The sequence below is a fragment of the Paenibacillus sp. Soil766 genome, from assembly GCF_001428105.1.
In the GTDB taxonomy this organism is placed as follows: Bacteria; Bacillota; Bacilli; order Paenibacillales; family NBRC-103111; genus Paenibacillus_E.
This window is the reverse complement of the sequence record NZ_LMSJ01000059.1, coordinates 66,837-86,920: the sequence shown is the minus strand read 5'-3', so window position 1 is coordinate 86,920 and position 20,084 is coordinate 66,837. Positions and strand designations below refer to the sequence as shown.

The 20,084-nt window shown below is 46.4% G+C and carries 27 protein-coding genes; 24 read left to right on the top strand and 3 right to left on the bottom strand.

Going from position 1 to position 20,084, the window contains the following annotated elements:
* Positions 1-88 precede the first annotated feature (88 nt).
* From ASG89_RS33075 to ASG89_RS33025, 11 genes are all read left to right on the top strand, one after another.
* Positions 89-1,219, top strand: coding sequence for an acyl-CoA dehydrogenase family protein (locus tag ASG89_RS33075; RefSeq protein WP_057315599.1), 1,131 nt, complete (start codon positions 89-91; stop codon positions 1,217-1,219).
* Positions 1,220-1,236: 17 nt separating this feature from the next.
* Positions 1,237-2,388, top strand: coding sequence for a citrate synthase (gene mmgD / locus ASG89_RS33070; RefSeq protein WP_057315598.1), 1,152 nt, complete (start codon positions 1,237-1,239; stop codon positions 2,386-2,388).
* Positions 2,385-3,833: a bifunctional 2-methylcitrate dehydratase/aconitate hydratase gene (locus ASG89_RS33065; RefSeq protein WP_057315597.1), complete on the top strand. Its 1,449-nt coding sequence runs from the start codon at positions 2,385-2,387 to the stop codon at positions 3,831-3,833. Before mmgD ends, ASG89_RS33065 begins: the two co-directional genes overlap by 4 nt.
* A gap of 38 nt (positions 3,834-3,871) precedes the next feature.
* Complete coding sequence (gene prpB / locus ASG89_RS33060) at positions 3,872-4,780, top strand: methylisocitrate lyase (RefSeq protein ID WP_057315596.1); 909 nt, start codon at positions 3,872-3,874, stop codon at positions 4,778-4,780.
* A 29-nt stretch (positions 4,781-4,809) separates the two neighbouring features.
* Positions 4,810-5,943 (top strand): acyl-CoA dehydrogenase family protein, encoded by a 1,134-nt coding sequence (locus ASG89_RS33055; RefSeq protein WP_057315595.1) that lies wholly within the window; start codon positions 4,810-4,812, stop codon positions 5,941-5,943.
* Between the two features lie 28 nt (positions 5,944-5,971).
* A complete protein-coding gene (locus ASG89_RS33050; RefSeq protein ID WP_057315594.1) occupies positions 5,972-7,138 on the top strand; it encodes an acetyl-CoA C-acetyltransferase in 1,167 nt (388 codons plus the stop codon).
* 64 nt (positions 7,139-7,202) lie between these two features.
* Positions 7,203-8,057, top strand: a complete 855-nt coding sequence (locus tag ASG89_RS33045; RefSeq protein ID WP_057315593.1) for a 3-hydroxybutyryl-CoA dehydrogenase — start codon at positions 7,203-7,205, stop codon at positions 8,055-8,057.
* Positions 8,058-8,097: 40 nt separating this feature from the next.
* The gene (locus tag ASG89_RS33040) at positions 8,098-8,286 is read left to right on the top strand and encodes a hypothetical protein (protein ID WP_057315592.1); all 189 of its coding nucleotides are present in this window, start codon (positions 8,098-8,100) and stop codon (positions 8,284-8,286) included.
* A gap of 123 nt (positions 8,287-8,409) precedes the next feature.
* On the top strand, positions 8,410-8,808 hold the full coding sequence (locus ASG89_RS33035) for a hypothetical protein (protein WP_057315591.1): 399 nt from the start codon (positions 8,410-8,412) through the stop codon (positions 8,806-8,808).
* Positions 8,801-9,061 (top strand): hypothetical protein, encoded by a 261-nt coding sequence (locus ASG89_RS33030; RefSeq protein ID WP_056625290.1) that lies wholly within the window; start codon positions 8,801-8,803, stop codon positions 9,059-9,061. Before ASG89_RS33035 ends, ASG89_RS33030 begins: the two co-directional genes overlap by 8 nt.
* A 205-nt stretch (positions 9,062-9,266) precedes the next feature.
* Entirely contained in the window at positions 9,267-9,719 is a 453-nt protein-coding gene (locus ASG89_RS33025) for a GNAT family N-acetyltransferase (RefSeq protein ID WP_057315754.1), read from the top strand.
* 87 nt (positions 9,720-9,806) lie between these two features.
* On the opposite strand, the gene ASG89_RS33020 is transcribed toward ASG89_RS33025, so the two are convergent.
* Positions 9,807-10,655, bottom strand: coding sequence for an SDR family NAD(P)-dependent oxidoreductase (locus tag ASG89_RS33020; protein WP_057315590.1), 849 nt, complete (start codon positions 10,653-10,655; stop codon positions 9,807-9,809).
* Positions 10,656-10,823: 168 nt separating this feature from the next.
* Here ASG89_RS33020 and ASG89_RS33015 point away from each other — a divergent pair, with 168 nt between their 5' ends.
* The 13 genes from ASG89_RS33015 to ASG89_RS32955 all read left to right on the top strand — a co-directional run bounded on the left by ASG89_RS33015 (position 10,824) and on the right by ASG89_RS32955 (position 19,136).
* Positions 10,824-11,261 (top strand): MerR family transcriptional regulator, encoded by a 438-nt coding sequence (locus ASG89_RS33015; RefSeq protein WP_057315589.1) that lies wholly within the window; start codon positions 10,824-10,826, stop codon positions 11,259-11,261.
* Between the two features lie 98 nt (positions 11,262-11,359).
* Entirely contained in the window at positions 11,360-11,842 is a 483-nt protein-coding gene (locus ASG89_RS33010) for a DUF6530 family protein (RefSeq protein WP_057315588.1), read from the top strand.
* A gap of 5 nt (positions 11,843-11,847) precedes the next feature.
* Positions 11,848-12,231, top strand: a complete 384-nt coding sequence (locus ASG89_RS33005) for a GIY-YIG nuclease family protein (RefSeq protein ID WP_057315587.1) — start codon at positions 11,848-11,850, stop codon at positions 12,229-12,231.
* Positions 12,232-12,390: 159 nt separating this feature from the next.
* A complete protein-coding gene (locus tag ASG89_RS33000; protein WP_057315586.1) occupies positions 12,391-13,374 on the top strand; it encodes an aldo/keto reductase in 984 nt (327 codons plus the stop codon).
* Positions 13,375-13,412: 38 nt separating this feature from the next.
* Positions 13,413-14,027, top strand: a complete 615-nt coding sequence (locus tag ASG89_RS32995) for a DUF3990 domain-containing protein (RefSeq protein WP_057315585.1) — start codon at positions 13,413-13,415, stop codon at positions 14,025-14,027.
* Complete coding sequence (locus ASG89_RS32990; RefSeq protein ID WP_057315584.1) at positions 13,996-14,292, top strand: hypothetical protein; 297 nt, start codon at positions 13,996-13,998, stop codon at positions 14,290-14,292. Before ASG89_RS32995 ends, ASG89_RS32990 begins: the two co-directional genes overlap by 32 nt.
* A 64-nt stretch (positions 14,293-14,356) precedes the next feature.
* Positions 14,357-15,175: a class I SAM-dependent methyltransferase gene (locus ASG89_RS32985; protein ID WP_057315583.1), complete on the top strand. Its 819-nt coding sequence runs from the start codon at positions 14,357-14,359 to the stop codon at positions 15,173-15,175.
* The gene (locus tag ASG89_RS32980) at positions 15,168-16,355 is read left to right on the top strand and encodes an MFS transporter (protein ID WP_268795696.1); all 1,188 of its coding nucleotides are present in this window, start codon (positions 15,168-15,170) and stop codon (positions 16,353-16,355) included. Before ASG89_RS32985 ends, ASG89_RS32980 begins: the two co-directional genes overlap by 8 nt.
* 19 nt (positions 16,356-16,374) lie before the next feature.
* Positions 16,375-16,632 (top strand): hypothetical protein, encoded by a 258-nt coding sequence (locus ASG89_RS32975; protein WP_057315582.1) that lies wholly within the window; start codon positions 16,375-16,377, stop codon positions 16,630-16,632.
* A gap of 221 nt (positions 16,633-16,853) precedes the next feature.
* Positions 16,854-17,084, top strand: coding sequence for a hypothetical protein (locus ASG89_RS32970; protein ID WP_235550018.1), 231 nt, complete (start codon positions 16,854-16,856; stop codon positions 17,082-17,084).
* Positions 17,085-17,164: 80 nt separating this feature from the next.
* Positions 17,165-17,653, top strand: coding sequence for an SRPBCC family protein (locus ASG89_RS32965; RefSeq protein WP_200963597.1), 489 nt, complete (start codon positions 17,165-17,167; stop codon positions 17,651-17,653).
* Between the two features lie 144 nt (positions 17,654-17,797).
* On the top strand, positions 17,798-18,631 hold the full coding sequence (locus tag ASG89_RS32960) for a sugar phosphate isomerase/epimerase family protein (RefSeq protein WP_057315752.1): 834 nt from the start codon (positions 17,798-17,800) through the stop codon (positions 18,629-18,631).
* An 85-nt stretch (positions 18,632-18,716) separates the two neighbouring features.
* The gene (locus tag ASG89_RS32955) at positions 18,717-19,136 is read left to right on the top strand and encodes an HIT family protein (protein WP_057315579.1); all 420 of its coding nucleotides are present in this window, start codon (positions 18,717-18,719) and stop codon (positions 19,134-19,136) included.
* A 71-nt stretch (positions 19,137-19,207) separates the two neighbouring features.
* Here the strand turns inward: ASG89_RS32955 and ASG89_RS32950 are convergent, their stop codons facing one another.
* Entirely contained in the window at positions 19,208-19,387 is a 180-nt protein-coding gene (locus ASG89_RS32950) for a DUF3995 domain-containing protein (protein ID WP_057315578.1), read from the bottom strand.
* Positions 19,384-19,968 carry a TetR/AcrR family transcriptional regulator gene (locus ASG89_RS32945; RefSeq protein WP_057315577.1) on the bottom strand — a complete coding sequence of 195 codons (585 nt, stop codon included), beginning with the start codon at positions 19,966-19,968 and terminating at the stop codon, positions 19,384-19,386. The genes ASG89_RS32950 and ASG89_RS32945 overlap by 4 nt, the downstream gene beginning before the upstream one ends.
* Positions 19,969-20,084 lie beyond the last annotated feature (116 nt).

Here is a 20,084-nt window from a genome sequence, read left to right as displayed (position 1 = left end):
TACAACTTGTCCAAATAAGTACGATCGACCCTATTTACCTCGGCCAATCCAGTGTCTGCAGCATGAACATGTCGAAGGAGGTCGTCGCATGCAATTCGCTTATAGCCATGATCAGCAAGATATCAAAGCCAAAGTCCGTGAGTTTGCACTCGCGAAGATGGATCCGACTTCAGAGGAAAGGGATGAATATGAGCGGTTTGATCGTGAGATTTTCGACAGTTTAGGTGAGCTTGGATGGTCTGGGATTCCCTGGCCACAAGAATTTGGCGGAGGCGGATCTGATTTCCTAACCTATGCGATGGTGATTGAAGAGCTCTCGCGTGTTTGCGCGTCAACTGCTGTGATGCTCTCCGTGCATACGTCGCTGGCCAGTTGGGCGATTCATACGTATGGGACAGATGCGCAGAAACAAACGTATTTACTCCCCTTGGCACAAGGTAAAAAGCTTGGCGCTTATTGTCTGACCGAAAGCGAGTCAGGCTCAGATGCTGGTGCGATGCGCACCACAGCGACAAAGGAAGGAGACGCATATGTGCTTAACGGCTCCAAGCTATTTGTTACGAATGGCGGGGAGGCGGAGGTGTATATTGTTTTTGCGATAACGGATGCGCAGAACAAGTCAAAGAGTTGTACAGCTTTCATCGTGGAAAAAGGCATGGAAGGGCTTATTTTCGGTACCAAAGAAAATAAGCTCGGTATCCGCTCATCCACGACGATGGAGTTGAGGTTTGAGGGCTGCAGCGTTCCTGCTGACAACCGACTAGGTCCCGAAGGCGAAGGCTTCCGCATCGCGATGCGAAGTCTGGATGGCGGACGGATCGGGATTGCGGCGCAGGCAACGGGCATCGGCCAAGGGGCTTTGGACGCTGTTCTTGCTTATGGAGCGGGAGATAGCGAGCGTAGCGAGCAATTCTATGCTCATATCTCGGAGATGGCCACGCACATCGAAGGCGCAAGACTGCTGACCTATCAAGCCGCTTGGCGCAAGAGCAAGGGGCTCTCGTATGGGAAGCAGGCTGCCATAGCGAAGCTTTTTGCCAGTGATATGGCTGTTAAAGTATGTTTGCGAGCTGTCCAGCTCTGCGGTATGTGGGGTTGTCTGAAGGAATCGAAGGTGGAGCGTTATCTGCGAGATGCCAAAGTTACGCAAATTTATGAAGGGACGAATGAGATTCAGCGTATTGTGATTTCGCGTTTGCTGCTTTCTGAAAGTATGTAGGAAGGGAGAGCGAAAACATGAGTGATCACTATTTGCCTGGACTTGAACATGTGATTGCCAGTGAGACTAGCATTTCATATCTTGATGTGGAGAAGGAAGAAATTGTGATTCGCGGGTATGATCTGATGGAGCTTGCTGAGCAAATGTCCTATTTGGATGTTGTTGGACTGCTGCTAGAGGGTAAATTGCCGAATGAAACGAGGCGTCAAGCGATTGAATCACAGATTCAATCGGTCTATGGATTACCGCCGAATGTGCGGGCCATGCTCCATTTGATGCCGGACCGGGCAGATATGATGGATGTGCTGCGAACAAGCATTTCTGCGTTAGCGAGCTTCGATGACGAACTCGATGATCGATCACCTGCAGCGAACGGACGTAAAGCCATACGCCTCTTAGCCAAAGTACCGCAAATTGTCGCATATGGTTATCGGGCAATTACGAAGCAACCGCTCATTGAGCCAGAAGATAAGTTATCTTATACAGCTAACTTTCTGTACATGATCACAGGAACGATCCCTTCTCCGATGGAGGTAGCGATTTTTGATCAATCGCTGGTTGTGTATAGTGAGCATGAGTTGCCGAATTCAACCTTTACAGCTCGCGTGATCGCCTCTACACAGTCAGATATTTATGGTGCACTTGTTGGCGCGGTTGCTTCACTGAAAGGTACGCTGCACGGTGGTGCAAACGAAGCAGTTATGCACATGCTGCTTGAAGCGGGTTCTGAAGATGATTTGGAAGTGTTGATTCGTTCTAAGCTTGCTAGGAAGGAGCGCATCATGGGCTTCGGACACCGCGTGTATATGCGAAAACCTGATCCACGTGCGTTGTTGATGAAGGAGGCACTGGCGAAACTCGCACCCGCATGTCAGCAACAGGAGTTATACGATATGTGCGTACGTGGGGAGAACGTGATGCGTACAGAGAAAGGGCTTCATCCCAATTTGGATTACTATGCCGCGCCTGTCTATTACTTGCTTGGCATTCCAATTGAGCTGTTCACCCCTGTTTTCCTTGCAGCACGCACGGTTGGCATTAGTGCACATGTGATGGAGCAGCATGCGAACAATCGCCTCTTCCGACCACGTGTTCGTTATACGGGTGAGCGAGATTTACATCCACCTCAGGGAGATACATGTTCAGAAAGTGAGGACGAGATCGTATGAGTACGTCTAGAGAATGGGCTCAGAGGGAGATGATTTTCGATCCGCTTATAGTAGAAATTGCAGAATACGCTCTACATGCCGAGATTGAGAGTGAGGAAGCGTATCAGATTGCACATCATGTCCTCATGGACTCTCTGGGAACAGGCTTGCTTGCGCTGCGTTTTCCCGCTTGCACCAAACATCTGGGTCCGATTGTACCAGGTTCAGATGTGATCGGCGGTGCTCGTGTGCCCGGCACTCGATACGAATTGGATCCCGTTCAAGCGGCCTTCAATATAGGCTGTATGATTCGGTGGCTCGATTATAATGACACGTGGTTAGCGGCAGAATGGGGGCATCCATCCGACAACTTAGGCAGTATCCTTGCTATTGCTGACTATGTGAGTCGAAAACGTATGGCCGAGGGGCAATCGCCTTTTACGATGGAAGACGTCTTAACGATGGCGATCAAAGCGCATGAAATACAAGGCGTACTCGCACTGGAAAATAGCCTGAACGCCGTTGGCTTGGATCATGTCCATCTGGTGAAAATCGCTTCCACCGCAGTGGCTGCAGTTATGTTGGGAGGGACGAAGGAGGAGGTATGCAGCGCTGTCTCTAATGCATGGATTGATGGAGCGAGCTTACGTACGTATCGGCACTCGCCTAATACAGGTTCTAGGAAATCTTGGGCTGCGGGTGATGCAACAAGTCGGGCTGTTCGTTTGGCTTTGATGGCAGTTGGAGGGGAGATGGGGTACGCCTCTGCGCTGACAGCACCAACTTGGGGGTTTCAGGATGTGCTTTTCGAAGGAAAGACGCTAACCTTGGCTAGACCGTTGAATAGTTATGTGATGGAACACATTTTGTTCAAAATTTCTTTTCCTGCCGAATTTCACGCGCAAACTGCTGTTGAATGTGCACTCACTCTTCATGAACTTGTAAAAGATCGTGTAGGAGACATAACAAAAGTTATGTTAACAACTCATAAATCAGCGCTGCGCATTATTGATAAAAAAGGTCCTCTGCACAATCCTGCAGATCGTGATCATTGTCTGCAGTACATGGTCGCTATCGGACTCCTATTTGGTACATTGACAGCGGAGCATTACGAAGATGATATCGCTGCTGATCCGCGCATTGATGCACTACGGGAGCGCATGGTTGTTGTCGAGAACGAGCAGTACAGCAAGGATTATCTAGATCCAGATAAGCGTTCTATCGCGAACAGCATTCAAATTTATTTTAAGGATGGAACGTCTACGGGCAAAATCGTTTGTGAGTACCCCATCGGACACCGCAAGCGGCGTGCGGAGGGCTTGCCGAAAGTGATCGATAAGTTCAAAGCAAACGTGCAAACGCGGTTTCCAAGGAAGCAAACGGATGAGATTATGAAGCTTTCACTCGATTACGAGAAGCTAATTCAGACACCCGTGTCTGCGTATATGTCGCTTTTCGTTATTTAACTATTGGTCAGATCGGCTGAATGAGGCAGGAGGTTACTATGTCATGGTTGATTGAGGAGGAGCCGAGTCAAGAACAATTAGCTGCACAGTGGCGTCGTTTAGTTGAAGCGGGTCCTATTGTCCAAATCGTTGGCACCCACGATGGCATGGCCGCTAGAATCGCCAAGCAAGCTGGGTTTGAAGCTCTTTATTTATCAGGTGCCGCTTATACGGCTAGTAGAGGATTGCCTGATCTAGGACTCCTTTATTCGAACGAGGTTGCAGAGCGAGCTAGGGAGCTCGTTCGAGCAACGGGACTTCCGTTATTGGTGGATATCGATACGGGATATGGCGGCATCCTGAATGTTGCAAGGACCGCGAAGGAGATGGTAGAGGCGAAAGTTGCCGCTGTGCAAATTGAGGATCAAGATATGCCGAAGAAATGCGGACATCTCAGTGGTAAGAAGCTCATTTCCACCGAGGAAATGTGTCAAAAAATCCGCACCCTCAAAGCTGTCAGCCCAAAATTGTATATACTTGCACGGACAGATGCGAAAGGAGTAGAGGGCATGGCGGAAGCCATCACCCGTGCTAAGCACTATCTCGCCGCTGGCGCAGATGCGATATTTCCAGAAGCACTCGAGAGCGAGGAGGACTTTCAGCATTTTCGAAAGGAAGTGGATGCACCTCTCTTGGCGAATATGACCGAATTTGGACGTACACCTTACTATACAGCAGCACAATTTGAAAGCTGGGGCTTTCGTATGGTGCTCTATCCGGTTACGTCGTTACGTGTCGCTGCAAAAGCTTATGAGCGGGTATTTGAGGAGATTCGCCAGCAAGGGACACAAATCGGATCGCTTGAAGACATGCAAACGCGCAGCGAGTTATATAAGGCGATTCGCTATGAAGATTATGAGACTTTGGATGGTTCGATTGCACGATCAACATGGGAGGATCAAAGTTAGCGTTCATGCGGCTTGAGGGAGGGCTCCATATGGATTATAGCCTTTCAGAGGAATTGGAAATGATTCGGACGATGGTTCGCGATTTTGCATCTGGGGAGGTTGCACCGACGGCGGTGCTGCGAGATGAAGAAGAACGGTTTGATCGCCATGTATTCGATACGATGGGGGAGCTTGGCTTAACTGGTATTTTGGTGCCTGAGTTATTTGGTGGACTTGGCTCGGATGCTCTGACGAATGCCTTGGTTTTGGAGGAGTTAGCTCGTGCTTGCGCCTCGATGGGTTACTCACTTTACGTTCACAGTGGGTTGACGGTTGCGGCTATTTCCATGTTTGGCACCGAGGAACAGAAGAAGTTGTTTCTAGGTCCGATGGGAAATGGGCGTAAGCTTGGGGCATATGCATGGTCTGAAAGTGCACAAACGGTAGGGACTCCTGGCGTAGTCATGCAAACAAAAGCGTTGCGTGATGGTGACGATTACGTGCTGCAGGGCACAAAGTTTTTCGTTTCAAACGCAGTGGAAGCGGATGTCTATGTGGTGTTTGCGGCTACGGGAAATGATTCTACAGTGCACGCGAGTAGTGCTTTTATTATTGAGAAAGGCACACCAGGATTCATTCTAGGCAAAAAAGAAAGAAAACTAGGACTGCGTGGCTCACCCAGTATGTCCATTGAACTGGTGGATTGCCGAATCCCATTGGCGAATCGGCTTGGCGAGGAAGGGGACGGCTACCGGATTGCGTTGCGGACGTTGGAGTCTGCTCGCAGCGGTATCGCAGCGCTGGCCGTTGGGATTGCGCAAGCGGCAATGGATGTGTCCATTGCCTATGCGAAGACACGCAAGCAATTTGGCAAGCCGATTGCGCACCAACAGGCTATCGCTTTCAAGCTAGCGAATATGGCAACACAAATTGAAGCAGCGAGGCTGCTCACGTATCAAGCTGCATGGCTAGAGAGCCAAGGCGGGGCTAAAGGTACGTATTCCAATCTATTTGCCGGGGATACGGCGATGGCGGTTGCGATTGAAGCTGTTCAAATCCACGGTGGGTATGGCTATACGAAAGCTTTCCCAGTTGAACGATATATGCGCGATGCGATCATGCTCCAAATGGTTGAAGCAACATTGGATGAGCAACGGAGAGCGATTGCTCGTTTGATTAAATGACGTGAGCGTAGACTGGAGGGCGAGGTGTATGCGAGAAAGCGTCATTGTTGGCGGTGCGAGAACCCCTTTTGGTAAGTTCGGCGGCGCGTTGAAGGACGTCCCAGCTGCCCAGCTAGGGGGAATTGTCATCAAGGAAGCTATACGACGTGCGACTCTGGATCCTTCCTTGATCGAAGAAGTCTTGATGGGCATGGTGTTGCAAGGGGGGGCAGGACAAATTCCTTCACGTCAGGCAGCTCGCATGGCGGGACTGGCGTGGAACGTGACGTCGGAGACTATCAATAAAGTGTGCGCTTCGGGTTTGCGTAGTGTGACCATGGCGGACCAAATTATTCGTTCAGGTGATGCGTCTGTACTAGTGGCAGGCGGTATGGAAAGCATGAGCTCGGCGCCATATTTGGCGACGCATGCGCGGTGGGGCGCACGGATGGGTGAACAGAGACTAATCGATCTGATGATTCATGATGGTCTGACTTGTCCTTTCGAACGCGTGCATATGGTGCTCCATGGCAGTCGCGTTGCTGCTGAATTCCAAATTATGCGTCAGATGCAGGACGAGTGGGCTTTACGCAGTCATCAATTAGCGCTAGAAGCAATGGCGAAAGGATATTTCGCAGAAGAAATGATCTCAATTCAAGTTGGTGCGACTGTGGTGGTTAGTGATGAGGGACCGCGTGCGGATACAAGCTTGGCTAAGCTTGCTGCTCTAGCCCCTGTATTTGACAAGGAAGGCAGCATTACGGCAGGGAATGCGCCAGGCGTGAATGACGGCGCTGCCGCTATGGTAGTCATGGCGAGTGAAGCTGCCCTAGAACAGGGCGTTGTCCCGCTCGCTACGATACTCGGTCATGCCAGTGTAGGCGAGCGAGCGCCATATATCGCTACGGCACCTGCGCTTGCGATTCGCAAGCTGCTGCAGCAAACGGGCATGAAGTTGGATCAAATTGACCGATTCGAGGTGAATGAGGCTTTTGCCGCTGTCGTGCTCACATGCGAGAGTATGCTAGGGTGGGATTCGCAACGCGTTAACGTTAATGGCGGTGCCATTGCGCTCGGTCATCCCATAGGCGCCAGCGGAACTCGGATAATTCTCACTTTAATCCATGAGCTTCGCAGAATTGGCGGTGGTTATGGGATCGCAGCGATCTGCAGTGGTACGGCGCAAGGTGATGCGATCTTGCTTCGCGTGGAATAGCGGAGAATCCTATTCTATTCGGTGATGATAGTCCGGTTCAATGAAGCTGTAGGAGCGATGAAGCATGTCTATAGAAACCATCATGGTAATTGGGGCTGGGCAGATGGGAACCGGCATTGCGCAAGTGGTTGCATCTGCAGGCCGAAAGGTACTTTGGCATGATCAATCTATGCCACTGATCGACAAGGGCATGTTGGTGATCAGTAAGCAATTAGATCGAAGTATTGCGAAGGGGAGGTTGACAGAGGAAGCGAAAGCTGGCATCATCAGCCGCATTCAACCAACGGGAGCTATTGAAGAGGCTGCGGTGGTGGACCTTGTAATCGAGGCGATATCTGAGAATATGGCTTGGAAAACGGTGCTTTTTCAGAAGTTAGACGGGATCTGTCCGCCTCAAGTGGTACTGGCAACGAATACGTCATCTCTGCCGATCACCGAGATTGCTGCGGCGACAACACGTCCCTCGCAAGTCATTGGGATGCATTTCATGAACCCGGTTCCAGTGATGCCGCTGGTTGAAATTATTCGTGGCCTCGAAACGTCTCAGACCGTATTCGAAGCGATCTTTCAGCTTAGTCAGGAACTTGGTAAAACACCGGTTGAGGTGCAAGACTTTCCAGGCTTCGTTTCGAATCGCATTCTCATGCCGATGATTAACGAAGCCATTTTTACGGTGTATGAAGGTGTAGCTACGGTGGAAGCTATAGATACGGTGATGAAGCTCGGCATGAATCATCCGATGGGACCGCTAGAACTCGCGGATTTCATTGGGTTGGACACCTGTTTATCGATCATGGAAATTCTCAATGAAGGATTTAAGGATTCCAAATATCGACCCTGCCCGCTCCTTAGAAAATATGTGAAGGCAGGGCGACTCGGACGCAAGTCAGGGCAAGGTTTCTATACGTATTCAACTTAATCGGTTAGCTATGCAGTCACTCTGATGAGGGGCTGTTTTTTTGTTAGAGCAGGTAAATTCAGGTGATGAATGGAATATAGGCCATGTACATGTACATGTACATGTTTTCCCGAGATATGTTGGCGATGGCTTTGGTTGGGTTGAGCCTGAGGATCGAAATGACAATAGAAATCGATTGGTAGAAACGAGATTTCAATTAGTTAATATCATTAATAATTTAGATGATTAAATATAAAAAGTTGGCATCTTTCAGCTAACATGATAAACTGCTAGGTGCGACACTGCAGCGGATTGCTCTGATGAAGATGGAATCAGCAGATTAAGCTGGTGTCCAACAAAGGAGGCCATCTCTGTGAAATTTCGTGCCGTATCGCATGAGACCAAGATGAATTATTTGCTGTGGAGCATAAAGAATGAAATCAGGAAAGAGAATAAGTACTTAGCTGCGTTACCGTTTGATCCTTCGCCGATCATTGGCGTTGTGAAATATCATCTGGATCAATGGGATCCGATTCAATTACTAGAAGAGGGAAGTCAAGACGATGAATACGATGGTGAGGCTCGCAGCATTACCATTTATATAACGAAACATTTGGAAGATATGAGTGTCGCTGGGTTGGGACAAGAGATCCAACGAATTTTCAGAAAATCCTTTCTTGATGAATTTCAGTCGGATAAGGAGACTTTTGAAATCGCAATTGGGATTCTGCGTGATTTGACTAATGGAAATGAGGATGTTTCGAGTGAGTGAAATGGTAGGGAAGTACTGTGCGAAGTTTTTTGGTAAAACTGGTGTCATTCTTGAAATTGGCGTTGTGAAAAAGGTAGCAAGTCGTACGATTCATGTGGATTGGGGTACGAAAACGTGGGTGTACCAGAATAGAGATTTCAATTGGACACCACTGACGAAAGAGGAGTTCGAAGTCAAATACAAAAAGCCGAAATTCTCAGACGCAGCACTTGTGCGTGCCGCAGAATTGGGCTTGAAAATTACGTATAATTAAGTTGTGGCTGCCTTAGGGCGGCCGTTTTTCTTGCCATAGCAGAAGTATGGAATGTTGAGTCAGAATGATCCCAACGCGGAAAGAATGAATTTTACTTATTTTATCCAAATAATTGGCCATTGGTCGTGATAAAATAGGAAGAGGGATGATTAAAGCAAGTTTCACTTCTGAAACCCATCACAAATGGATGGAGGCACACAGAATGTTGCATATTCGAGAATTACAAGTAACGGAAGAATATCCGATTCATTTATTTCTATTAGCTGATCCAGAGCTTGCGATGGTCGAGTCATATGTGTACCAAAGCAAATGTTTCGTATTGGAAGAGAACCATGAAATTGTCGGCGCTTATTTGCTGCTTCCAACGAGACCGAAGACGATTGAACTGGTGAATATCGCGGTGATCACGAAGAAACAAGGCCGTGGTTATGGCAAGGAACTAGTGAAACATGCGGTGGGAACGGCAAGAACGTTAAATTATAAGACGATTGAGATCGGCACAGGAAATTCTGGTATCCAGCAGTTGAGTCTCTATCAGAAGTGTGGTTTTCGAATCTATGGCGTGGATCTCGATTTCTTTACAAGGCATTATAAGGAACCTATTTTTGAAAATGGGATTCAGTGCCGCGATATGATTCGCCTAAGTCAGGACTTATAGTAGACTAGGAAAAACTCCTGCAAAAGTGCTAGTAAAGCACGATTGCAGGAGTTCTTCTGTATGGGCAACGCCGTTCGCGTCTATTTATTATTTCCCAACTTGCTGATAGGTATACTCGTAAATGTCACGAACTTTCTCAAGCACCCGTGGTGCATGCTGGAGGAATTTCAGTTCAACTTGCTTGTTTTTCGCCAAATAGGCACCAGGTTTATGGTCACCTATGGCGCCTTGATAGAGTAGGGAGGCCCCTTTGCTAGGATGAGGGAATAATAATTGGATAATCGGCTTGAGATAGAAGGGAATGCCTGATTTTTTGCCTTTGCGCAGTGTATTGTTGCCGCCAGGGTCAACTGATACCATCGTAATCCCTTCTTGGGCAAGTTGGGGAGCGAGTTCTTGTGTCCATAAGGATAGTGCGAGTTTAGACGCCGCATAGGGGCCGAACAGCATGATAAAATGCACGGGGTTATCCAATGTTTCAGGATCAAAACGCTTCATCATATTGAACGCGTTAGTAGAGGTATGCACGACTCGTTTCAGCGTACCCTTCTTCAATAGCGCCTTTAACTCCATCGTGATGATATAGGGTGCGACGGTATGCAGTTCATAATGAAGTTCTCGACCTTGCTTCGAATACATCAACTCAGGGAAGCTGCCACCTGCATTGTTGTAAAGGAGATCAATCTGCTGCTCGTTGTTTTTAATTTGCTCAAGTGCCGCCCGCAAGCTTGTAAAATCACTCAAGTCCGCTCGGTACACACGCAATTGCCGTGTTGCTATTGCTGCTTGAATGGATGTATCGTCTTTCGGGAATTCTGTGCGAATTAGCGCAATGATCTGTGTGTTTTCTTGCAGCAGCTGGTGAGTTAACGCCAATCCTATCCCGCTGCTAGCGCCTGTAATTAGGACGATTTGACCTAAAAGTTTTGTGCCCATCTTAATTTTCCTCCCTAATTTAAAAGCAAGTAATTGGATATGGATTTGACTATACAACTTGGAGTCGACTTCAAGTCAACCCTAAGTGGATTAAATTATTCTGTATTGACTTGGAGTTAACTCCAAGTTTTATAATGAAGTCAATGTGCGTAAAGGGAGCTGGAGATAATGAGTGAGGCGGTAGGGTTTTCAATTAAAGAAGCAGCGGAGAAATCCGCTTTATCCGAAGATACGATTCGATATTATGAAAAAATTGGACTGTTGCCTCAGGCGAATCGGAAAAATAATCGTCATCGTATTTATCATCCGGAAGATCTCATTGTAATGAAACTAATCACTTGTCTGAAGAAGACCGGTATGTCTTTGGACGAGATGAAGCCGTTTCTGAGTTTGACATATGAGTCCGATTTGACAGAGCATCCTGATCTACAAGTCAAGCTGCAGCAGCATAGGGAGAATATCCAACAACAAATTAATTCCTTACAAATGATAATAGATGTGATTGATATGAAAATGACGTCGGGCAGCATGCTTCCCGAGACATGCGTGCTTTCTGATTCATCGAAACGGATACCGCGGGTAGGGCACAGTCATCCATTGACTTGAAAAAGAAGCTGAGGTATACTTCAATCATCGGTTTTATTTAGTAATTTAGTAAATTAGTAAATCGAAATCATCTTACTTTCGAACTTGGAGGAATCACATTGAAAATCCCAACAACACTCAAACATAAACCTGTAATCGTAGCTGAGAATTATGCCAATATTGACGGTAGATATACGCAAAACACGGATACACAAGGACTTTCCTTAGGTCTAGCTCAGTGGAATGACAGAGGAAAGGTTGATATTTCGGCTAAAGTATGGCGCTACACTGGTGAGAAATGGTCACGTCAATCCGAAGAGCTGCCTTTACACCGTGTGCTAGATCTAGCAATCCTCGTGTGTCGAACGAAACTGCATTTCCAAGAGGACGCTTATCGCTATGAGAACGGATATAATACCGAGAATCCTGTCATTGACAGAATCGGCTTACAAGGGGATGCAATGACCGTCGGCGTATGTACGGATAATGAGAAAATCAACGAAGATATCAAACTCTTCAGCCAAGCATTGAGTGATGACGGAGAGTTGATTGGAGAACGTTTAAGTACGCTTTCCAGGATTTTAAAAGAAATGGGGTATTAGTCAACATGTTAGACAAACAGAAGAAGAAGGAGCTTGCAACCAATTATAAACAAACGTTCCGGGCTATGGGTGTGTATCAAATTCGCAATACCCAGAACGATAAAATACTTGTAAACGGTAGTATGGATCTCGATGGAATGAAGAATCGGCTTGAATTTTGTAAGCAGATGAATACCAATACATTCAATGAGCTACAGAAAGACTGGGCGACGTTCGGTGGCCAATCGTTCGTGTTTGAGGTGCTGGATCGCATCGAGCCTCGGGATGAAATCATATTGGATGCCGCGGAGTTGAAAAGCTATCGAGCTGAAGTTGATGCATTGCTTGAACTTTGGTTAGAGAAGTTGGAACCGTATGAAGATAAAGGCTATAATAAACGGAAGCGCTAGTCTTTCGTTCTGCTCGATTTACCAAAGAGGGGTTCCGAGATAAGCGGACTCTCTTTTTTTTGCATAAATAGGGAGGTTTCCTCTTATCCTATGGCGAATGGTGAAAGAAGAAATTGTGGAAGCAGCTTGATGATACTTTACATAGAAGGAGTGGTAGTGATGAAATACCGACAACTTGGCGATACAGAGCTTCGAATTAGTGAGGTTAGCTTCGGCACTTGGGCAATTGGTGGGGGCTGGGGTGAGGCGAATGACGAAGAATCCATTCGAGGCTTGCACCGTGCGATGGAAGCAGGTGTGAACTTTTTTGATACAGCGGATGTGTATGGCTCAGGTCATGCCGAAGAGCTCCTAGCGAAAGCGACGAAAGGGAAAGAAGACGAGATTCATATTGCTACGAAATTTTGTCGTTCAGGTGATATTCATGACCTTGCGACCTACTCGGAGCAAGCGGTTCGCCAATTCGCGGAAAATAGCTTAAAACGGTTAAATCGGGAACGAATTGATCTGTATCAAATTCATTGTCCACCTCTTGCGATTTTGAAAGACGGTTCCGTTTTTGATGTGCTTGAGAAATTGAAAGCTGAGGGTAAAATTCGTCACTACGGTGTAAGTGTGGAGACGGTGGAAGAAGGTTTGTTCTGTCTCTCCGTACCTGGAGTCAAAGCCCTGCAAGTGATCTTTAACTTGTTCCGTCAGAAGCCTGCTGAAGCTCTCTTCCCACAAGCGAACGATGCTGGGGTAGGTATTCTTGTGCGGCTTCCGCTGGCAAGTGGCTTATTAACCGGGAAATTCACGACATCAAGTACATTTGCCGCTGATGATCACCGGAATTTCAATGCGAATGGCGACCAATTTAACGTGGGTGAGACGTTTGCAGGACTGCCGTTTGCGAAAGGCGTTGAACTCGCGCAAGACCTGGCTTGGATCGGTGAGGGTCGTGGCAACATGGCACGTGCTGCGATGCGTTGGATTTTGGAGAATCCGCATATTACTTGTATTATCCCTGGCTTCAAGAACGTCAAGCAAATTGAAGATAATCTAGCCACCCTTGAAGTTCCGGCTTATACAACCGAAGATCAAGCGCGTCTTCAGAGCTTCTATGCGACTCACGTACACGAACATATTCGTGGTGCTTACTAGCCTATTTAGAAGGGAAAGGGGTTTCAGAGGGAAGCGAAATGGATATAATAACACCACAACGTTTATATCATGGAACAACGGATAATCTCGTCAACCTTTTCCAAGCTAAATTATTGGATAGCCGGTATTGGCGACCTGGCCGTGATTTCGGCGAAGGATTTTATACAACCATCTCAGCTGCGCAGGCGCGAAATTGGGCGCGCAAGGCTGCGGCTCGATCAATCATGGGGCATGAGAACCCTTGTGTGCTAGAAATTGAGCTGATCGCGATTCCTTCGATGATGGAACCTCTCATTTTTTTAAGTGACTCCTTAGCATGGGCTGAATTTGTGATGTCACATCGTTGTGTCATGAAAAAGGGAGATACGGACCCCTGTCATAAGCATCCGGATATAATAATAGGTCCGATGGCGGATGGTGATACTGGACGAATTATTGAAGAAGCAGTACAATTAAATAGAGATGTACATTGGTTTTATGATCAAATTCTACGCACCACACGCGGGCGGAAATTAGATGCGTTACGTCTAGGCAATCAAGTGGTATTTTCCTCTGAGAAGTGGGAGACATCCCTTCGGTTTGTTGGTTATAACATTTTTACGGGAGGCAGGTGGATTTACTATGAGAACACAAGTTCGGCTGAATCTGTATGAACGCGGAATCGTTGATGCACTTGTTCAGAGTTTCGGTTACACCTCGCAAGGTGCTAGAAAGCTTGTTGTCGAATATGCCGAGGTCATTCGTAAATTAGGTGGCTATGACACCTGTTATGATCACGCGGAGCGATTAGTCCAAGCTGCAACCGTCAATTGTACGCCGGAAGAGTGGCTGAAGCGAATTAATGTAATCGCGAAAGATGCCGTGCAGGATAAAGGCATACTTCACCTAGAAGGACGATTACATGTTCATGTACGTTAAATAAGAAGAGTAGAAGCTCATCCTTTGGTGAGCTTTTTTTGTGACCACTCAGAGGAGGGAATCTATGATCGAACACATTCGTTCAAGTAATGTACAGCGATTTGCCGGTTTCGGAGCTTTGTATGATGAGAGCCGGCCAACTGCTCCGCAGGAGTTGATTCAGATATTGACGGCTTATTTGGGTAGCAACCCCGAAACCGTAGTAGATGTAGGCTGCGGCACAGGGTTGTCTTCGTTTCTATGGTTGAATGATGCAGAACGGATCATCGGCGTCGAGCCGAGTGATGACATGCGAGCAGTTGCCCTAGCCAAATGGGAGAACATGAATAAGCCTGATGCTATTCAATTCATGAATGGATTGTCTCATGAACTAGAGCTGCCTTCCGATTCTGCAGACATTGTCACGTGCTCACAATCGTTTCACTGGATGGAGCCGCAAAGCACTTTACGTGAATTCGCGCGTATCCTTCGCCCTGGTGGCGTATTCGCCGCGTATGATTGCGACTGGCCGCCTGCCATTGACTGGGAAATCGAGGGGCAATATATGAAGCTTACTTCGCTCGGTGATCAACGAGCTTCTGAGCTGGCACCGAATCATGAGCAAGCACACAAATGGAATAAGGACGAGCATTTGAAACAAATCCAATCATCAGGCTTATTTCGTTATGCAAGAGAAATTGTGTTTCATAATTGGGAGTCCTGTGACGCAACCCGCTATGCTAACCTAGCGTTAAGTCAGGGAGGCTTACAAACTGCGATAAAGTTAGGAGCGAAAGAGCTTGAAGCCGAGGCAGCAGCATTTCGTCAGCTTGTGGAGAAGGCCTTCGCAGGAGAAGAACGTTCTATATTATTTGGATACCGCATGCGAATAGGCATTGTTTAGCTCTCACAGAGGAAAGAAGGGGACAACTACGAAACTGAATGCATTTGTATTATTTTATGTCGTCATTTATATGGGAAATGCGGTTTATGGAACTTTCATGCCAGTGTATCTTAACAACGCGAAGTTTACACAGGAGCAGATCGGGCTCCTTCTGAGTCTCGGACCCTTAGTTGCAATGATAGGTCAACCTGTATGGGGGGCGTTAGGGGACCGTGCCAAATCGAAGAATCACATCCTGCGACTATTAATAATTGGTAGCGGTATTTCAATTCTATTTTTCCCGATCTCGCATCAATTTCTTTATATTCTTATTGTGATATGCATTTTTACCTTTTTCCAAACATCCATATTTGCTTTAAGTGATGCCATTACATTGGAGGAATTAGATCGGAGACCTACATGGAGCTTTGGCTTGATTCGATTGGGAGGAACCGTAGGCTTTGCCATAATGTCACTCTTTTTCGGGTTCATTGCTAAGTCCTACATTGATTCGATGTTCCCTGTTTATGCGTGTACGATGGTTGCCGCATTGCTTTGTTTATGGCGGTTTCCGGCTGCCGCTGGGCGACCAGCACATGTGATGGGACGGAAATTTCGTGAGCTTTTCAAAAATGGCAAACTCATGTTCTATATCGGAATGAATTTTATTATTCAAATCACACTTGGCTATTATTACGCTTTCTTCCCGATCTATTTCAAGGAAATGGGCGGAGATAGTGTACTGTTAGGCTGGTCGATGACCATTTCGTCCTTAAGTGAGCTGCCCTTTCTATTATTTTCGGCTGCAATTTTCAAGCGAATCTCCATTTCGATCATTCTACTCGTTGCAGCCCTGGCGTCTGCCCTGCGGTGGTTCTTATTCTCCCAGATCGAAGTTGCGCAATGGATATTACCCGTTCAAGTCTTGCATGGCGTCATCTTTATCGTACTTTCCGTTACGATTGCCACGATCATTAACCGCGAAGTACCTCCTGAATGGAAGGCAAGCGGACAAACCCTTAACGGATTACTTAGCCTTGGGGCCGCTCGTATTATCGGCAGCTTCTTAGGTGGTTTCATGAGCGCAGCCTATGGGATGAGACAAGTTTTCCTCTATAGCTCCTGGTTATCTATGGCGTGTGTCGTGGTGATTGGCATAGTTCTATTTACGCGAAGAAAGCAACAGGAACTGGGGATATAATACGAAGGAGGAAGGGAGAATGCTAATGTTGTCTAGCGCACAATTTGCCAAAGCACGAGACTTTCTACTTAGTCAGGCAAGAGAGATGGAGAAAAGTATGTTTCTGTATGAGTTTGAGGGTGGGAAACCGGCAGACGTTGTAGCTGCGCTTATAACTTATCAGAACGAGGATCATGGTTTCGGTCGCGCACTTGAGCCAGATCTTCGGTGTGAAGCGTCTTCTGTGCTAGCTACAACACATGCGCTTCAATATGTATCCAAGGTTAACTCCGACTAGAGCGAAGGTTTGATTAGGAACATCTTTGATTATCTGAAATCAACTTATATCGAACAGTATCAAGGGTGGGAAATTATTCCTGCAGCTGCGAATGAAGCACCTCGTGCGATTTTCGATTGCCTAAGAATGAGCAACAAGCAATCAGGCCAACGATCGAGAAATTCCTAGATAACTGTGTCGTGAAACATCCAGCAGAGTGATCTGGTTACTGCGCGGTTCCCTTGCAAATCGTGGATGGTCCGGAGTCCCCCTTTTATGAAATGTATCAAGATGTGATAGCTGCTGATTTGGATGCACTGATTCAAAAGATGGGGCAAGATGGGACTTGGGAGCCAAATTGGTCCTGGGGAAGATATGACGAGGAATGGCGTCTTGCTAAGGAAGAATGGAAGGGATATTTAACTTTACATCATTTGATGACGTTGAAGTCTTTTGGGCGAATTGCATTGTAAAAAGGTTGAAGGTTTGGATAATGTCCGAGAATTCGATATTATAGTGCAATGGTACTTCGATGAAAGGAAAGGGAATGGTTATGATCGACAATGAAGCAATTCTTACCTACGAGCCTGAAGGTCAACAGATCTGCATGACACGCGTGTTCAATGCTCCACGAGAGTTAGTGTTTAAAGCGTTTACGGATGCGACGCTGATCGTGGAATGGCTTGGACCTCGTGTGCTAACGATGAAATTGGACACTTTTGAACCGAGAAGTGGCGGCAACTGGCGGTATATACATCTGGATAGCAATGGAAATGAGTATGCGTTCCGCGGCGTGTACCATGAAGTTACTGCACCGGAACGTATTATTCAAACGTTCGAATTTGAAGGACTTCCGGAGAAGGGACATGTTATCCTCGAAACGGCTAAATTCGAAGAACTCGAAGGCGGAAAGACCAAGCTAGTGATGGAATCAGTGTTTCAATCGGTCGCTGATCGAGATGGTATGCTCCATTCTGGCATGGAGCAAGGGATGCAGGATTCTTATGAGCGGTTAGCGGAGCTTTTGGATCGCATCAAATAGTTGGAGTAGAGCAGGCGCTGATGCGGCCTGCTTTTTTACATGAATAATAGCACAATAAGACATCTAGTTGCGTGTTCGAATATGGCGATTCCAGGACGACTCTGATAAGATATTTCAAAATAGAGGAATGAAGGGATGGTAGCTATGCCATTTTTATCACTAACGAGTTGGAGTTTACATCGAAATTTAGGTCCTTTGCGTTGGACCCGCTGGCATGACACCACACGCACGCAGATCACGGAAGCTCAAGATCAACCAGAGTTGCTTGCTTTGCTCGAATTACCTGCAGTACTCGCGGAGAAGGGGTTCAGCTCGCTAGAAGTTTGCCATTTTCATTTCCCAGAGACGAATGAAGCTTATCTGCTTGCGTTGAAAGGGGCCTTTACGGAAGCTGGGCTTCGTTTCTATACATTACTGCTTGAATATGGTGATATCTCTAGTTCAGATGAGTTTCGTAGACAATCAGATATCGCATGGATCAAAGGTTGGATAGATGTCGCGGCACTGGCAGGAGCAGAAAGAGTACGTATTATTGCAGGGGAAGCAGATCCTTCAGACAAGGATGCATTGGCACGATCAATCGAAGCACTCCGTGAGCTGGGACAATATGGTTTGGATCATGGCGTACGCGTCGTGACAGAAAATTTCAAATCACTTTCTTCAACAGGTTACAATTGTCTTGCGATTATAAAAGGATGTGGAGATGTTATTGGATTTACTTCCGATTTCGGGAATTTCAAAGGCGAACAGAAATTCGATGAGTTAGTCCAAACGATTCCGCATAGTGAATCCATCCATGCCAAAGCGCAAACGAATGCCGAGGGAATTCCTGATGAGACGGAGTTTATTCGCTGCTTGAACATCGCCAAGCAGGCTGGTTATGAAGGGCCGCTAACACTTGTTTATGATGGTCCTGGTGACATGTGGGAGGGGATTGAGCGCGTTAAGAAACTGGCTGAGCCATACTGTTCTAAATAGGAAGTGTATCTGCTCCTAGGTGAATTATGCTATGATACTTGTAATGTTATCCATTTACTAATCGCTAGAATAGGAGACTTCCCCCATGACCACAGTATGTAATTATTGCAGCAAGAACGAGGCATTAGCGAATTTGATGATTGAAATTGGACAATTGCGTGTATCCACGTTGTACTTATTCAAAGAACAAACGTATAAGGGACGCTGTATTGTTGCTCTGAATGAGCACCACACTGAATTCTTTCACTTGTCTCAAGAAAATCAAGATGCGTATATGCGTGATGTAGCGCAGGCCGCAGCTGCTGTTGAACGTGCTTTTTCTCCGGACAAAATTAATTATGGTGCCTTTGGCGATACGATGCCACATGTTCATTTCCATATTGTTCCGAAATATAAGGATGGGTACACGTGGGGCAAAATGTTCGAAATGAATCCCGCTGATAATAAGCAATTGACTGAGCAAGAGTATGCGGAAATCATCGGTCAGTTGAAAGAACATCTGTAGCATCAAGAGTTCATTTGTACACAATTAAAGCCACCAGTCATCGATCGGATGAGGGGTGGCTTTTCATTATTTTACACAACGGTTAGTAGAAATGAGATAGCCAAGAAGAGACAGAGAGGACTATAGAATCGCGTGTCATAGTAGGAGAAAGAGGTGTGTTTGACTTTTTTGAAAAACCCTAAATATTTGAAATCCCCAATCGCTCTTAGGACTAGGAACGTGGCAGATACATAAACAAGAAGTGAGTTCATTGTTCAATTCCCTCCCAAATAACATCCATTTGCTTGTGAAACATAACAGTGAGATCTTCACCCTGAGATTGAAACATCGCCCAAGAGAGGAGTGTATTAAAGTAAGTACCGACTAAAACGGAAGCGATAATAGACGATTCCCAACGTGTTTGAAACCCATGCAAGTCTTTAGCCTCATTAATGATCTGACATAGGGTCTGTTGAAAAATGAGGATGTTAGGTGATTCTTCTTTCATAAGCAAAGCGGACTTCATCGTTTCGGATAACGTAAGCTTTAACAACTCGGAATGCTGCGCATAGGTAGAGAGCAGATCATTGAAGATCAGTCGAAGACGTTCTCGGAGATTCGGAACTTGATGTTTCTGGACAACTTCGCTCATGAATTGAACTTGTGATTGACCGAGATGAAGGAGGACATGCTCCTTTTTGGGGAAATAATTGAAGAAGGTTCCCTTGGCGATGCCGCACGAAGAGGCAATTTCTTCAACGGTCACATTGTCGTAACCCTTCGCTTGAAAAAGCTCAATTGCTTTCATAAAAAGTTGTTGCTTGAGCTCTTGCTTGCGGACTTCTCTAAGCATGAATACCACCTCGCTATTAAATGACCTTAGTCATTATATGACTAAGGTCATTATAATTCTGTTTACCATGCATTTCAAGTGGAAAATAAGTCGAAAAAGAAACCATTGACAGGGAT